11 protein-coding genes and 1 pseudogene are annotated in these 15,356 nt (G+C 66.6%); 8 read left to right on the top strand and 4 right to left on the bottom strand.

What is annotated here, in order from left to right; translation table 11 throughout:
• Positions 1-58 precede the first annotated feature (58 nt).
• From secA to DNK34_RS08580, 8 genes are all read left to right on the top strand, one after another.
• Positions 59-2,812: a preprotein translocase subunit SecA gene (secA, locus tag DNK34_RS08615; RefSeq protein WP_131175465.1), complete on the top strand. Its 2,754-nt coding sequence runs from the start codon at positions 59-61 to the stop codon at positions 2,810-2,812.
• Between the two features lie 553 nt (positions 2,813-3,365).
• Positions 3,366-4,583 (top strand): bifunctional glutamate N-acetyltransferase/amino-acid acetyltransferase ArgJ, encoded by a 1,218-nt coding sequence (gene argJ, locus DNK34_RS08610; protein ID WP_131175466.1) that lies wholly within the window; start codon positions 3,366-3,368, stop codon positions 4,581-4,583.
• A gap of 171 nt (positions 4,584-4,754) precedes the next feature.
• Positions 4,755-5,381 carry a glutathione S-transferase family protein gene (locus DNK34_RS08605; RefSeq protein WP_131175467.1) on the top strand — a complete coding sequence of 209 codons (627 nt, stop codon included), beginning with the start codon at positions 4,755-4,757 and terminating at the stop codon, positions 5,379-5,381.
• Between the two features lie 5 nt (positions 5,382-5,386).
• Complete coding sequence (locus DNK34_RS08600; RefSeq protein ID WP_131175468.1) at positions 5,387-6,340, top strand: Nudix family hydrolase; 954 nt, start codon at positions 5,387-5,389, stop codon at positions 6,338-6,340.
• A gap of 67 nt (positions 6,341-6,407) precedes the next feature.
• The gene (locus DNK34_RS08595) at positions 6,408-7,337 is read left to right on the top strand and encodes an AEC family transporter (protein ID WP_131175469.1); all 930 of its coding nucleotides are present in this window, start codon (positions 6,408-6,410) and stop codon (positions 7,335-7,337) included.
• A gap of 49 nt (positions 7,338-7,386) precedes the next feature.
• Positions 7,387-8,070 carry a response regulator transcription factor gene (locus DNK34_RS08590; protein WP_131175470.1) on the top strand — a complete coding sequence of 228 codons (684 nt, stop codon included), beginning with the start codon at positions 7,387-7,389 and terminating at the stop codon, positions 8,068-8,070.
• Positions 8,060-9,367: a sensor histidine kinase gene (locus tag DNK34_RS08585; protein WP_131175471.1), complete on the top strand. Its 1,308-nt coding sequence runs from the start codon at positions 8,060-8,062 to the stop codon at positions 9,365-9,367. The genes DNK34_RS08590 and DNK34_RS08585 overlap by 11 nt, the downstream gene beginning before the upstream one ends.
• Positions 9,368-9,670: 303 nt before the next feature.
• A complete protein-coding gene (locus DNK34_RS08580) occupies positions 9,671-10,564 on the top strand; it encodes a pseudouridine synthase (protein ID WP_131175472.1) in 894 nt (297 codons plus the stop codon).
• A 120-nt stretch (positions 10,565-10,684) separates the two neighbouring features.
• Here the strand turns inward: DNK34_RS08580 and DNK34_RS08575 are convergent, their stop codons facing one another.
• The 4 genes and pseudogenes from DNK34_RS08575 to DNK34_RS08560 all read right to left on the bottom strand — a co-directional run.
• Positions 10,685-11,260: a cob(I)yrinic acid a,c-diamide adenosyltransferase gene (locus DNK34_RS08575; RefSeq protein WP_131175473.1), complete on the bottom strand. Its 576-nt coding sequence runs from the start codon at positions 11,258-11,260 to the stop codon at positions 10,685-10,687.
• A 24-nt stretch (positions 11,261-11,284) separates the two neighbouring features.
• On the bottom strand, positions 11,285-13,291 hold the full coding sequence (locus tag DNK34_RS08570) for a HAMP domain-containing sensor histidine kinase (protein WP_131175474.1): 2,007 nt from the start codon (positions 13,289-13,291) through the stop codon (positions 11,285-11,287).
• 46 nt (positions 13,292-13,337) lie between these two features.
• Entirely contained in the window at positions 13,338-14,249 is a 912-nt protein-coding gene (locus tag DNK34_RS08565) for a putative 2-dehydropantoate 2-reductase (protein ID WP_242675325.1), read from the bottom strand.
• A gap of 13 nt (positions 14,250-14,262) precedes the next feature.
• A pseudogene (locus tag DNK34_RS08560) lies at positions 14,263-15,234 on the bottom strand (GGDEF domain-containing response regulator); the annotation flags it as partial.
• Positions 15,235-15,356: the final 122 nt, after the last annotated feature.

The following is a 15,356-nucleotide window of genomic DNA, read 5'->3' as shown; positions in this document are numbered from 1 at the left end:
GCTGCATGGGCGACTCACGGGGCCGCCCTCCATCCATAGCGTGGAAGATCCTGTCGATATGTTTGCGCCTTTGTTGAAAAAACTCTTTGGAAGCAAGAACGAGCGTGAAGTCAGACGCATGCTCAAGGCGGTCCAGGCCGTCAATGCCTTCGAGGAGCAGATGCTTGCGCTCTCCGATGAGCAACTGCGTGCCAAGACCGAAGAATTCAAAGCCCGCCTGGCCAAAGGCGAAACCCTCGATCAGCTCCTTCCCGAAGCCTTTGCCGTCGCGCGCGAGGCCGGCAAGCGGGTGATGGGCATGCGCCACTTCGACGTCCAGTTGATCGGCGGCATGACCCTGCACGAAGGCAAGATCGCCGAGATGCGCACCGGTGAGGGCAAGACCCTGGTGGCGACCCTGGCGGTGTACCTCAATGCCCTGGAAGGCAAGGGCGTGCACGTGGTCACGGTCAACGACTACCTGGCCCGCCGCGATGCCAACTGGATGCGCCCGCTGTACGAGTTCCTCGGCCTGTCGGTGGGCATCGTCACCCCGTTCATGCCGCCGGAAGAAAAGCGCGCCGCCTATGCCGCCGACATCACCTACGGCACCAACAACGAATTCGGTTTCGACTACCTGCGCGACAACATGGCGTTCAGCGTGGAAGAGAAGTTCCAGCGCGAGCTGAACTTCGCCGTGATCGACGAAGTCGACTCGATCCTCATCGACGAAGCGCGTACCCCGCTGATCATTTCCGGGCAGGCCGAGGACAGTTCCAAGCTGTACATCGAGATCAACAAGCTGATCCCGCGCCTCAAGCAGCACATCGAAGAGGAAGAGGGCGTCGTCACCCAGCAGGGCCACTACAAGGTCGACGAGAAGAGCCGCCAGGTCGAACTCAACGAGGAAGGCCACCAGGTCATCGAGGACATGCTGACCCAGTCCGGCCTGCTGGCCGAGGGGGAAAGCCTGTACTCGGCGCACAACCTGGGCCTGCTGACCCACGTCTATGCCGGCCTGCGGGCGCATACGCTGTTCCAGCGCAACGTCGAATACATCGTGCAGAACGGCCAGGTGATCCTGATCGACGAGCACACCGGCCGCACCATGCAGGGTCGGCGCCTGTCCGAAGGCCTGCACCAGGCCATCGAGGCCAAGGAAGGGGTGAATATCCAGGCCGAGAGCCAGACCCTGGCGTCGACCACCTTCCAGAACTATTTCCGCCTGTACAAGAAGCTGTCCGGCATGACCGGCACGGCCGATACCGAGGCGTTCGAGTTCCACCAGATCTACGGCCTGGCCGTGGTGGTGATCCCGACCAACCGCCCGCTGGCGCGCAAGGACTTCAACGACCTGGTCTACCTGACCCAGGAAGAGAAGTACGCGGCGATCATCAACGACATCAAGGAATGCCAGGCCCAGGGCCGGCCGATCCTGGTCGGCACCGCGACCATCGAAAGCTCCGAGTACGTGTCGCAGCTGCTGGAGAAGGAAGGCATCGAGCACAAGGTGCTCAACGCCAAGTTCCACGAGAAGGAAGCCGAGATCATCGCCCAGGCCGGTCGCCCGGGCGCGCTGACCATCGCCACCAACATGGCCGGTCGCGGTACCGACATCCTGCTGGGCGGCAACTGGGAAGTGGAAGTCGCCGCGCTGGAACTCTCCAGTCAGGAGCCGCCCAGCGACGAGCAGGTCGCCCAGATCAAGGCCGACTGGCAGAAACGCCACCAGCAGGTACTGGAATCCGGCGGCCTGCACGTGATCGCCTCCGAGCGTCACGAATCGCGGCGTATCGACAACCAGTTGCGTGGCCGTGCCGGCCGCCAGGGCGATGCCGGCTCCAGCCGCTTCTACCTGTCGCTGGAAGACAGCCTGATGCGCATCTTCGCCTCCGACCGGGTGAAGAACTTCATGAAGGCCCTGGGCATGCAGGCCGGCGAGGCCATCGAGCACCGCATGGTGACCAACGCCATCGAGAAGGCGCAGCGCAAGGTCGAGGGCCGCAACTTCGACATGCGCAAGCAACTGCTCGAGTTCGACGACGTGGCCAACGAGCAGCGCAAGGTGATCTACCACATGCGCAACACCCTGCTGGCGTCCAACGACATCGGCGAGACCATCGAGGACTTCCGCAAGGAAGTGCTGGACAACACCATCAACGCGCACATGCCGCCGCAATCGCTGCCCGAGCAGTGGGACATCCCGGGTCTGGAGGAGGCGCTGTACGCCGGTTTCAACCTGCGCCTGCCGATCCAGCAGTGGCTCGACGAAGACGACAAGCTGTACGAGGAGACCCTGCGCGAGCGCATCCTCAAGGAGCTGGTCGACGCCTACCACGAGAAGGAAGACCAGGCCAGCGCCGAGGCGCTGCGCACCTTCGAGAAGCAGATCCTGCTGCGTGTGCTCGACGACCTGTGGAAAGACCACCTGTCGACCATGGATCACCTGCGCCACGGCATCCACCTGCGCGGCTATGCGCAGAAGAACCCCAAGCAGGAGTACAAGCGCGAGTCCTTCGCCCTGTTCCAGGAACTGCTGGACTCGATCAAGCGCGATGCCATCCGCGTGCTGTCGCACGTGCAGGTGCGCCGCGAGGACCCGGCCGAGGAAGAGGCGCGTCTGCGCCGCGAAGCCGAAGCCCTGGCCGAGCGCATGCAGTTCCAGCACGCCGAGGTCTCGGCGCTGGAAGAGCCCGAAGCCCAGGCCCAGGATGGCGGTGACGTGGCCGTCGCCCAGGCGCCGGTGCGTGCCGAGCAGAAGATCGGCCGCAACGAGCCCTGCCCCTGCGGTTCCGGCAAGAAGTACAAGCACTGCCACGGTCAGGTCAACTGAGAACCTGCCCACGACTAGCAGGCCGTTGAAAAACTACCTGCGTTGCCATCGCGGCGTTAAAAACAGGCTCAAAATGCTCATTTACAACTCGTAAACTGCGCTTTTTCGCCTGTTTTTGCCTTGCGCTGGCTGCCTCGCCAACGTTTCTCAACAGCCTGCTAGCTGCGCGTCGGCCCTGCGGCGTTGAAAACAGGCTGGATCGCCAGCCCGGTCGGAAAGCCGCTTGCGGCTAACGCACTTCAGTGCGGCTCCGAAGGGGCGAGCGAAGCGAGTCATGCTCATGTACAAAAGTACACTCGTGTGCGAGCCCAGTCCGCTTGATTCGCTGCGCTCACCCTGCGGGCCAGCCGTTGGCTGTTACTACGCTGCGCTGCGTTTCTCGCCTGTTTTTGCGGGGCCGCCTAGGCCTTGCATGGCTCTAGCTCGCAAGGTCGTGAACGGGTTCTTATCCTGAGCTGGCTGAAACGTCCGAGCGCCGCGAAGGGTCTACCCTTTCGCGGCGTTTTCGTATCGACGATACTGCGCCAATCCACCTAATTCGAGGAGCTTCCCCATGGCTGTTGGTCTTGGCCCGCTGTCTACCCTGCATCCGGTTCCAGGTTTCGAACTGGGCATCGCGTCGGCCGGCATCAAACGCCCGGGACGCAAGGACGTGGTGGTCATGCGTTGCGCCGAGGGCAGCAGCGTGGCGGGGGTGTTCACCCTCAATGCCTTCTGCGCCGCGCCGGTGATTCTGGCCAAGAAGCGGGTGTCCGGCAGCGTGCGCTATCTGCTGACCAACACCGGCAATGCCAATGCCGGCACCGGCGAACCGGGCCTGCACAACGCCATGCGTACCTGTGCCAGCCTGGCCGGTCTGGCGGGCGTGGATGAAAGCGAGGTACTGCCGTTCTCCACCGGGGTGATCGGCGAGCCGCTGCCGGTGGAGAAGATCGAGGGCGCGCTGCAGGCCGCCCTGGACGATCTGTCGGTCGATAACTGGGCCGAAGCCGCCACCGGCATCATGACCACCGACACCCTGCCCAAGGGCGCCAGCCGCCAGTTCGTGCATGACGGCGTCACCGTCACCGTGACCGGCATTTCCAAGGGCGCCGGGATGATCAAGCCGAACATGGCGACCATGCTCGGCTACATCGCCACCGACGCCAAGGTCGCCCAGGGCGTGCTGCAGGATCTGCTGCGCGACGCGGCGAACAAGTCGTTCAACCGCATCACCATCGACGGCGACACCTCGACCAACGACTGCTGCATGCTGGTGGCCACCGGTCAGGCGGCGCTGCCGGAAATCACCCAGGCCAGCGGCGCCCTGTTCGCCGCGCTCAAGCAGGCGGTGTTCGAGGTGTGCATGGAGGTGGCCCAGGCCATCGTCCGCGACGGTGAAGGGGCGACCAAGTTCGTCACCGTGCAGGTCAACGGTGGCGCCACCCACCAGGAATGCCTGGACGTCGGCTATGCCGTGGCCCACTCGCCGCTGATCAAGACTGCGCTGTTCGCCTCCGACCCCAACTGGGGGCGCATCCTCGCCGCGGTCGGCCGCGCCGGTGTGGCGCAGCTGGACGTCAGCAAGATCGACGTGTTCCTTGGCGACGTATGCATCGCCAGCAAGGGCTGCCGTGCTTCCAGCTACACCGAAGAGCAGGGCGCGGCGGTGATGGCCGAAGCGGAAATCACCATCCGTATCGAGCTGGGCCGCGGCACCTGCAGCGAGACCATCTGGACCACCGATCTGTCCCACGAGTACGTGAAGATCAACGCCGAATATCGGACGTAAGGTAGCTGCAAGCCGCAAGTTTCAAGCTGCAAGCGAGCCGTTCGCTGTCCAGCTTCCACTTGCAGCTTGAGGCTTGAGGCTTGAGGCTTGCAGCTTGTCGCTCAAGTCCATGGCTATCGGGCGAGCCATGGTGGAAGCTGATCCCAGATTCATGGCAGATGGAGAGCGCTGATGTCGCTGGAGTTGGTGATAGGCAACAAGAACTACTCGTCCTGGTCGCTGCGCGGCTGGCTGGCGATCGAGCTCAGTGGCGCCGCTTATGTGGAAACCCTGGTGCCGCTGTACGCGGCCGATAGCCATGCGCGCCTGCTGAGCCATTCGCCGACGGCCAAGGTGCCGGTGCTCAAGACCGCCGATGCCGGCGTGATCTGGGACTCCCTGGCCATCGCCGAGTACCTGGCCGAGCGCTACCCCGAAGCCGGGATGTGGCCGCGCGATAGCGCTGCCCGGGCCATGGCCCGGTGCGCCTGCGCGGAGATGCACAGCGGTTTCGGCGCCTTGCGTAGCCACATGCCGATGAACATGCAACGCCAGGCGCCGCTGGCCAGTGTGCCGGAGGAGGTGCAGGCCGATATCCAGCGCATCGTCACGCTCTGGGCCGACTGCCGCCAGCGTTTCGGCGCGGATGGCGAGTTCCTGTTCGGGCGTGCCAGTATCGCCGATGCCTGTTTCGCCCCGGTGGCCAGTCGTCTGCGCAGCTATGCGGTGCCGCTGCCGGCCAGCGCCGAAGCCTATGTGGAAAGCATTTTTCAGTGGCCTGCCTTCAAGCGTTGGCAGCAGGCGGCCCTCGAGGAGTAAAGCTTGTGAAGCGGGTTCATGTAGCGGCAGCGGTGATCCGTGGCGAGGATGGCCGTATCCTTATCGCCAGGCGTGCGGATGACAAGCACCAGGGCGGGCTCTGGGAGTTTCCCGGTGGCAAGGTGGAAGCGGGGGAGGCGGTGCAGGCCGCCCTGGCGCGCGAGCTCGAGGAGGAACTGGGCATTCGTCCCAGTGCCTCGCGGCCGTTGATCCAGGTGCGCCATGACTATCCGGACAAGCAGGTGCTGCTGGATGTCTGGGAGGTCAGTGCGTTCACCGGCGAGCCCCATGGGGCCGAGGGCCAGCCCCTGGCCTGGGTCGGCGCCCGGCAGTTGAGCGACTACCCGTTTCCCGCCGCCAACCGGCCGATCATCGCCGCCGCGCGCTTGCCCGAGCACTATCTGATCACCCCCCAGGATCTCGACGGCCCCGCCTTGCTCGCCGGCATCCGCGCCGCGCTGCAGCGGGGCATCCGCCTGATCCAGCTGCGCGCGCCGGCCATGTTCGATGCCCAGTACCGCGATCTGGCGGTGGACATCCAGGGACTCTGCGCCGGCAAGGCCCAGTTGATGCTCAAGGGGCCGCTGGAATGGCTGGGCGACTTTCCCGCCGCCGGCTGGCACCTGACCGCGCAGCAGTTGCGCAAGTACGCCGCCATGGGCCGGCCGCTGCCCGCCGAGCGCTGGCTGGCCGCCTCCTGCCATGATGCCGAGGAACTGGCGCTGGCGACGCAGATCGGTGCCGATTTCGTCACCCTGTCGCCGCTGCAGGCCACCCAGAGCCATCCCGATGCCAGGCCGCTGGGCTGGTTGCAGGCTACCACGCTGTTGCAGGGGTTCAACCAGCCCTGCTACCTGCTCGGCGGGGTCGGCCCGCAGCAGACCGAGCAGGCCTGGCAGGCTGGCGCCCAGGGCGTGGCCGCGATCCGCGCGTTGTGGCCACAGGCTCCGCAGTCCTGAAGTGGTTGCCGCTATGGCGGCTCGTCGCGAGCCGCCGACCCTTAACCCATAGCGAGTCGTCCGGCCCATGGCCTCGGTCTTCAATGTCATCCTGCCCGTCTTCGCCCTGATCCTGGCCGGCTACCTGTGCCGGCGCAGCGGCATTCTCGGCCCTGGCGCCGCCTCGGAGATCAACCGCATGGTGGTCTGGCTGTGCCTGCCGGCGCTGCTGTTCGAGGCCATGGCCACGGTGGTGTGGGAACAGATCTGGCAACCGGGTTTCATCCTCGCCTACGGCATCGCCACCCTCGGCGTGTTCGCCCTGACCCTGCTGTGGCGTCTGCGCCGCGTCGGCAACCTGGCCGATGCCAGCGTGCAGGGGCTCAGCGCCGCCTATGCCAATACCGGCTACATGGGCATCCCCCTGTGCCTGCTGGTGTTCGGCGAGGCCGGCATGGAGCCGGCGCTGATCGCCTGCCTGATCGTCATCTGCGTGCTGTTCGCCCTGTCGGTGGTGTGCATCGAAGTCGGCCTGCAGAACGAGAAGAGCCTGTACCGCGCCGTGCTCAAGGTCGGCCTGGCGCTGCTGAAGAACCCCATCGTGGTGGCGCCGCTGCTCGGTGCATCGTGGGCGGCCACGGCGCAACCTCTGCCGGCGCCGTTGCATCAGTTCCTCAAGCTGCTGTCGGCGGCCACCGGGCCCTGCGCCCTGATCGCCCTGGGGCTGTTTCTGGCGCACAAGCAGAGTGGCCGGCGCGAGGGCGCCACCAGCCTGGTGCTGATCAAGTTGATCGCCCATCCGCTGATCACCTGGGTGCTGGCTTTCCAGGTCTTCCAGCTGCCGCTGCTGTGGGCCCAGGCGGCCCTGCTGCTCAGTGCGCTGCCCACCGGCACGGGGCCGTTCATGCTCGCCGAGTTCTATCGCCGCGACGGGTCCGTGGTGTCGGGCAGCATCTTGCTGTCGACCCTCGGTTCGCTGGTCAGCCTGTCGGTATGCCTCTACCTGATCGCGCCCTGACGGCGTGTCCCGTCGTATGATGGGCGGGTGTCGTCGTGGGGGAGTGGGCATGCGTATTCTGGTGGTGGAGGACAATCGCGATATCCTGGCCAATATCCTCGATTACCTGGCCCTCAAGGGCTATGGCGTGGACTGTGCGCAGGATGGCCCCAGCGGGCTGCATCTGGCGATGAGCGGGCATTACGACCTGATCGTGCTCGACATCATGCTGCCCGGCCTGGATGGCTATCAGCTGTGCCGGCGGCTGCGCGACGAGGCACGGCGCGATACGCCGATCATCATGCTGACCGCCCGCGATGCCCTCGACGATCGCCTCAAGGGGCTGGAGTCGGGCGCCGACGATTACCTGCTCAAGCCCTTCGCCCTGTCCGAACTGGTGGCGCGCATCGAGGCCATCCTGCGGCGCACCCAGGGCAGCCGCAAGCGCTGCCTGCAGGTCGCCGACCTGCTCTATGACCTCGATACCCTGCACGTCAGCCGCGCGGGCCAGCCGCTCAAGCTCAATCCGCTGGGTATGAAACTGCTCGCCGTGCTGATGCAGCGCAGCCCGGCCGTGGTGCGCCGGGAGGCCCTGGAAGAGGCGCTGTGGGGGGACGACTGCCCGGACAGCGACAGCCTGCGCAGCCACATCCACCAGTTGCGCCAGGCCCTCGACAAACCCTTCGCCACGGCCCTGCTGCACACCGTGCATGGCGTCGGCTATCGCCTGGCGGACGCCGCCCATGCTGTCTAGGCAGCCGCTGCTGCGGCGTATCGTGATCGCCTTCGTGCTGATGACCCTGGTGGTCAGCGGCGTATTTTCCCTGAGCATCGTCGCCATCGTGCATTTCGTCGAGCAGCACCTGGTGTCCCAGGAGTTGGACAGCGAGCTGAGCATCGTCCTCGACGAGGATCTGCGGCGGGGCGAGCGTCCGCGGCTGGACAAGAGCACGCGTTTCTTCGCCTCGCACCTGGCGGGTTATCCGATCCCCGCGCAATTCGCCGAGGTGGGCGAGGGCTTCTCCGAGGTCTTCGAGGGCGACGATGCCTTCTACGTATTCAAGCGCAGCACCGCGCCGGGCGATTACCTGCTGGTGCAGGAGCAGCATGAATTCGAGGCCCGCGAGCGCCTGCTGTTCAACGTGGTGCTGGCCGGTTTTCTGCTCAGCGTGGTGGCGGCCTGGGGGCTGGGCTGGTGGCTGGCGCGGCGGGTCATGGCGCCGGTGATCCGCCTGGCCAACCAGGTGCGCCACGGTGACCAGTTGCAACCGCTGGCGCCACTGCTGGCACCGGAGTACCCGGATGACGAGGTCGGTCATCTCGCCGCGGCCTTCGACAGCACCCTGGGCCGCTTGCGTCATTCCCTCGAGCGGGAGCAACTGTTCACCAGCGACGTCAGCCATGAGCTGCGCACACCGCTGATGATCATCGCCAGCTCCTGCGAGTTGCTGGTCGAGGCGCCCAACCTGGATCGGCGCCAGCGTGAGCAGGTGCAGCGCATCGCCCGCGCCACCGAGGACATGCGCGACCTGGTGCAGACCTTCCTGCTGCTGGCGCGGGCGGTTGCCGACGAGCCCCAGCTGGGCGGCGGCATGAGCCTGGCGGACGTGGCGCTGGAGCAGAGCCGGCACTGGGGGCCGCAGTTGCAGGAAAAGGGCCTGCGCTTCGAGCTGCTCGACCAGGGCAGCGATGCCACCCCGTACAATGCCACCTTCCTGCGCACGGTGATCTCCAACCTGTTGCGCAATGCCCTGCACTACACCGAACAGGGATCGGTACGGCTGATTCTCCAGGCGCAGGCTTTCCGGGTCGAAGACAGCGGCATCGGCATCGCCCAGGAGCAGCAGGATCAGATCTTCCAGCCCTTCGTCCGGGGTGACCACGCCCGGGGCGAGGGCCTGGGGCTGGGCCTGTCGCTGGTCAAGCGGATCTGCAGTCACCAGAGCTGGGCGGTGCGCGTCAGCGAGCTGCCGCCCCGGGGCAGTGTGTTCGAGGTGACGCTGCAGGCCGTGGCGGCGTCCAGCCGTAGCGTTTCCGCCATCCCCGGCTAGGGTCTGTTGACGTTTCAACTGGTAGCCCGGGTTGAGCGCAGCGATACCCGGGAGCCGTTGTACGGCCACGCTCCCGGGTTACGCCTGCGGCTAACCCAGGCTACGGGGGGAAGTCTTGGCCATGGGGGATATGAGCCCGCCTCAGGGTCTCGCCATGGGCCTGGCGGAGCGCCATCCGTCCAGGTCTGGCCGTGCGCGGCAGCGCAGCTTGCGCTGGAACGTCAACAGCCCCTAGCCGGTACTTTTGACGTTGCCCGCCGGCTTGCGGCCTAATACCGCTCCAGGCCCAGCGAGCTCCCCCCGATGCCGGTATCCGCCCGTTCCCCGTCCAATATGCGCCCCAGCACCCTGCACCTGCCGGCGGGCGCCTGGACGACGGTGCTCGATTGCCTGTGCGCGCATTTCCCGGCGATCGGCCGCGATGTCTGGCTCGAGCGGATGGCCCGGGGGCGTGTGCTGGATGCCAGCGGCGCGCCTATCGATGCCCGCCACCCGTACCGGGTGGGGTTGCGCGTGCACTATTTCCGTGAGGTGGCGCAGGAGCCGGTCATCCCCTTCAGCGAAACCGTGCTGCACGTCGACGAGCACCTGCTGGTGGCGGACAAGCCGCATTTCCTGCCGGTGATGCCCGCTGGCGCCTATGTCGAGCAGACCCTGCAGGCACGTCTGGCCAAGCGCCTGGGCAATGCCGACCTGGTGCCGCTGCACCGCATCGATCGACACACCGCCGGGCTGGTGCTGTTTTCCAGCAACCCACAGAGCCGTGGCCGCTATCAGGCGCTGTTCCGCGAGCGGCAGATGGTCAAGCGTTACGAGGCCCTGGCCGCTCCCTTGCCGTCATTGGCGTTTCCGCTGCTGCGCGAGACGCGTCTGGAGGCGGGCGAGCCGTTCTTCCGCATGCGGGAAGTCGAGGGGCCGGCCAACACCCGTACGCGCATCGAGGTGCTCGAGCGCCGTGGCGAGCTGTGGCGCTATGCGCTGCATCCGGTGACCGGCAAGAAGCATCAGCTACGGGTGCACATGGCCGCCCTCGGCGCGCCGATCTGCAACGATCCGTTCTACCCCGAGGTCAGCGCCGCCGAGGATGCCATCGACGACTATGCGCGGCCGCTCAAGCTGCTGGCCCAGGGCTTGTCCTTCGTCGATCCGCTGAGCGGCGAGACGCGCAGTTTTCACAGTCGCCTCGCGCTTAGCTAACTTGGGTTGACGTGACAGAACCCGTCTCAGTGCAATGGCTGCAATCGTATCGCCCCGAGGTCGGGGCTCCTACAGGTCGCTGACAACTGCAATCGTTCGCGCGGCGATTGGCGGCCGAAATCAGTCCCTGGCCGCCGCCCGCCACAGCACTTCGTCGATCCGCTGGCGCCTGGCGATCAGCCGGGCGGCGACGAACAGCAGGTCGGACAGGCGGTTGACGTAGGCCAGCAGCACGGCGCGCAGCGGTTCCACGGCATTGAGCTGCTGGCAGCGGCGTTCGGCGCCGCGGGCCTGGCTGCGGCACAGGTGCGCCTGGGCGATCAGGCGCGAGCCGCCGGGCAGGATGAAGTTTTCCAGCGGGCCGACTTCCTCGTTCCAGCGGTCGATGGCCGTCTCCAGGCGTTCGACTTCCTCCGGGTTCAGGGCCTGGTAGTCAGGCATGGCCAGTTCGCCGCCCAGGTCGAACAGGCGGTGCTGGCAGGGCGCCAGGGTGTCGATCAGCTCGCCCAGTCCCAGGTGGGTCGCGGCCTGTTCGGCCAGCTCGGCGAGCAGCAGGCCGAGCTGGCTGTTCAGCGTGTCGACCTCGCCGATGGCTTCGATGCGCGGGTGATCCTTGCCCACCCGGCGGCCGTCGGCCAGGCCGGTTTCGCCGGCGTCGCCGGTGCGTGTGTAGATCTTCGAGAGTCGGTAGCCCATGTGCGTATCCCGTTATGCAGGCAGTCAGCCACGGCTGGCGCCGAGCGGCAGGCGCAGGGTGAAGCAGGTGCCCTGGCCGGTTCTGGAGTGCACCTCCATCTGCCCCTTGTGGTTGTTGGTGACGATGAAGTACGAGACCGACAGGCCTAGGCCGGTGCCCTGGCCGACTTCCTTGGTGGTGAAGAACGGCTCGAAGATGCGCTTGCGCACCGACTCGGGCATGCCCACGCCATTGTCCTCCACCTGGACTTCCGCCCAGGGCGGTGCCAGGCGGGTGCGCAGCACGATCTTGCCGGGCGCGCTGTCGTCCTCGCGCTGATGGATCGCCTGGGCGGCGTTCTTCAGCAGGTTGAGCAGCACCTGCTCCAGCTCGTTGGCGATGCCGGGAATCGGCCCCAGCGCCGGGTCGAAGTCGCGCTCGATCAGCAGGCTCTTGAAGTCGAAGCTTTCGGTCAGGTCGAAGTCGTTGCTGGCGATCTCCACGGCCTGGTCGATCAGCGCCGGAAGCTGGCAGGCCACCAGTTGGCGGTTGCTCAGGCGACTGAAGCTGAGCATGTGGCTGACGATCTTCGAGGCGCGGGTACCGGCCTGCTGGATGCCGTCGAGCAGCATGGGGATTTCCCGCGCGCCTAGGTACTGGTCGATGGCGGCCAGGCTGACGCCGGCGCGTTCGGCCTGTTCGCGGTTGCGTTCCAGCTCCGGGGACAGACGCCGGCGGATGTTCTGCACGTTGTGCAGGATCGCCCCCAGCGGGTTGTTGATCTCGTGGGCCATGCCGGCGGCGAGCCCGCCGACCGAGAGCATCTTTTCCGACTGCACCATCACCTCTTCCAGGTTCAGGCGCTGGGTGATGTCGTCGATGCGGATCACCACGCCGCGGCCGATGCTGCCGATCAGCGGGTAGAAGGTCAGGGCGTAGTGGTGCGGTTCGCCGTCGCGGCTCCAGGTCACGCGCTCGATCTTCTCCACGCGGTGCTGGTCGGCGGTACGCTTGAGCTTGGACAGGTACGGCTTGAGCAGCGGGAAGGCGAGGAACACCGGCTGGTTCACCGCTTCGTCCAGGGAGGTACCGGACAAGGCGCTGGCTTCCTGATTCCACTGGGCGACGTAGAGCTGCTCGTCGAGGGCGATCAGCGCCGAGGGCATGGAGTCGATGATGCTGTTGAGGTAGTTCTGGAAGCCCGTGAGCTTCTTCTCGATCTTGCTGCGAACCTGCACCTCGAGTTCCAGCTTGCGGTTCGACAGGCGGGTTTCCTCGGCCAGGCTCTGGGCCTGGTCGAAGGCTTCCTGGGAGTCGTCGCGGGCTCGCTTGAGCTGTTGCTCGCGGGCTTCGATGCGCATCAGCATGGTGTTGAAGGCGTCGGCCAGGCTGCCGATCTCGTCCTGGTTGCCGCGCCGGGCGCGCAGCGAATAGTTCTCTTCGCGGGTGACCTGGCGGGTGAGTTCTTCCAGGCGCTTGATCGGGCTGGTCACCAGGCGGCGGATCTGCCGCGCCACCAGCAGCCAGAGCACCAGGCTGAAGCCGAGGATCACCAGGCTGGCGGTCAGGGTGCCGGTGTAGAAGGCCCCGGGCAGTTCGCTGGAGGCGACCAGCAGCAGGTAGCCGGGCGGCGCATCGGGTTGCGGCAGTTCGACCAGCTGGTTGGCGCGGAACTCGCCGATGCGCCAGTTATCCAGTTCGTCGACCCGCGACGGCAGTTGCAGTTTTTCCCCGCGCTGCAGTTGCGCCAGGCTGTCGCCCTGGGCGTCGTAGATCACCGCCGCGCGCAGCGGCGCATAGCCGTCGAGACGCCTGAGCAGATCATCGGCGGCTTGCGCCGAGCTCAGGGCCTCGCGGCTCAGGGCCGGACTGGCGATCAGCCGGCTGAGGGTCTGCAGCGCCTGGGGCGCGACGCTTTCCTGGGAAATCCAGTAGGCCGCACTGATGAAGGTCAGGTTGGCCACCACCAGCACCGCCGCCAGCAGCACCAGCAGGGCGGCGAGCAGTTTACGGCCAACCGGGAGGTTTTTCAGGCGATGGCGCAGGCGCATGGGGCGGTGTCGTGGTGGCAACAGAGGGGGCAGGGTAGCGCGTGACTCAGTGGCGCGGCAATCCGCGCGCAGCGAGGTGCTCGAGCAGGCGCCGCTGCAGCGCCTGCAGGTGCGGCAGCGCCAGGCGGTGGCGGTTGGCCGCGGCGCAGGCGTAACCGAGCAGGTAGGCGATCTCGGTGCGGCGGCCCCGGGCGACGTCCTGGTGCATGGACGAGTAGTTGGCCGCCGTGGCGCGGATCACCCGCCAGACATCCTCCAGCAGGTTCTCGGCCGCCGCCGGCTGGCCGCAGCACTGCAGCAGCTCGACGAGTTCGGCGCAGAGCGTGGCGACTTCCACCGGGTGCTGCTCGAGGCCGCCGTTGGGGCAGTCGTAGAGCACCGTCAGCGGGTTGATCGCGCAGTTGAGGGCCAGCTTGCGCCACAGGCGTGCCAGGATATCGGGGCTCCAGGTGTGGGGGATGGCGGCCTGCTGCAGGTGCTGCAGCCAGTCCGGCGGCGTCGGGTCGTGAGGATCGCCGAGCCAGGTGTGGCCATGGCCGGCGAATACCACGCGCCAGTCGCCGTCGCGAAAGGCGCCCTCGGTACTCGAGGCGAACAGGCAGCGTGCCTGGGGCAGACGCAGCGCCACCTCGTCCTGGCTGCCCAGGCCGTTCTGCAGCAGGATCACCTCGGCGTCGCGGCTCAGGCGCCGGGCCAGTTGAGCGGCCGCGGCCTGGGCGTCGTAGGCCTTGCTCGCCAGCAGCAGGCGGCGGATCGGCTCGTTGGCGTCGATGCTCTGCGCGGCAATGGCATGGCGGCTGGCCACGCCCTGTTCGACCAGGGTCAGGGCGCCGCTGCGCTGGTAGGCGGCCAGGCGCTGGCGGTCACGCAGGATCAAGCGCACCGGGATGCCGGCGCGGTGCAGGCGCGTGGCCCACAGGCTGCCGAGGCTGCCGGCGCCAAGCACGTGCCAGCTCACGCCGCCGGGCCGCTCATGGCAGGGGCAGGCGCCGGGCGGCGACCCGCCCGCTGGCATGGGCGTCCGGCAGCAGCGCGGCGGCGTGATCGAGCAGGGTCTGTGGCTGCAGCGGCAGGGCCTTGCTGTCGAGCCCGACCAGGCAGATGCCGGCTTTCAGCGAAATGAAGCCTTCGCTGGTCTTGAACGCCTTGAGGTTCAGGCCTTCGTGCAGGCGCTTGAAACTGCTCGGCGAGCACGCCTGCAGATCCTCGAGCAGGGTGATCAGGGCGAAGTGACGATCGTCCAGGCTCACCAGTACATCCAGCGGGCGTACCAGTTGCTGCAGGCGTCGGGCCACGCCGCGCAGCAGTTCGTTGTAGAAGCTGGCACCATGCCGCGCGCGCAGCTCCTCGACGCCTTGCAGGCCGATCAGCAGATAGCACAGCGCACCGCCACGCGATTCCACCTGGCGCAGGCTGTCGGCGAGCTTCTGCTGCAGGTAGCGGGCGTTGCCCAGGCCGGTGAGCGGGTCGACCAGGTTGCGCTCCTCCAGGCTGGTGACGTTCTGCGTGAGCAGGACGTTTTCCTGAAGCAGGCGCTGCAGGGTGTTGCACAGGCGATCGGCGGCGAACACCCGGGGCACCAGTTGTTCGTTCATCTGCGACTTGCTGATGAAGTCGTCGACGCCGCGGTCGAAGGCTTCGCTCAGCACGTTTTCGCCTTCCTTGCCGGTGAGCAGGATGATGTAGGTGTAGTGATCGGCCATTTCATCGAGCTGACGGACGCGGCCGGTCAGTTCCAGGCCGTCCATTTCCGGCATCAGCCAGTCGGCCAGCAGGACGCTGGCCGGGCGTTGTTCGAGGTTGCGTATGGCTTCGGCGGCGCTGCTGGCGAAACGTACGTCCTGGTAGCCGGCCTGGCTCAGGGCGCGGCCGATCATGGCGCTGGAGAACTTGGCGTCGTCCACCACCAGGATGCTGAGATGGGGGTTGGGCATTGGGCAGCTCGCTGGGCAGTCGCAAGGAACCGGCATGTGCCGGGCAGTGTTTTGCAGATACGGATATATAATGACCGGGATTTTCAATCGTCAAGCCAGGCGCCCTGCATCCGTGATGCGGATCGCGCCGT

The organism is Phytopseudomonas dryadis, assembly GCF_004327355.1.
In the GTDB taxonomy this organism is placed as follows: domain Bacteria; phylum Pseudomonadota; class Gammaproteobacteria; order Pseudomonadales; family Pseudomonadaceae; genus Aquipseudomonas; species Aquipseudomonas dryadis.
The sequence above is the reverse complement of the archived record's forward strand: the minus strand, read 5'-3'. Positions and strand labels throughout refer to the sequence as shown.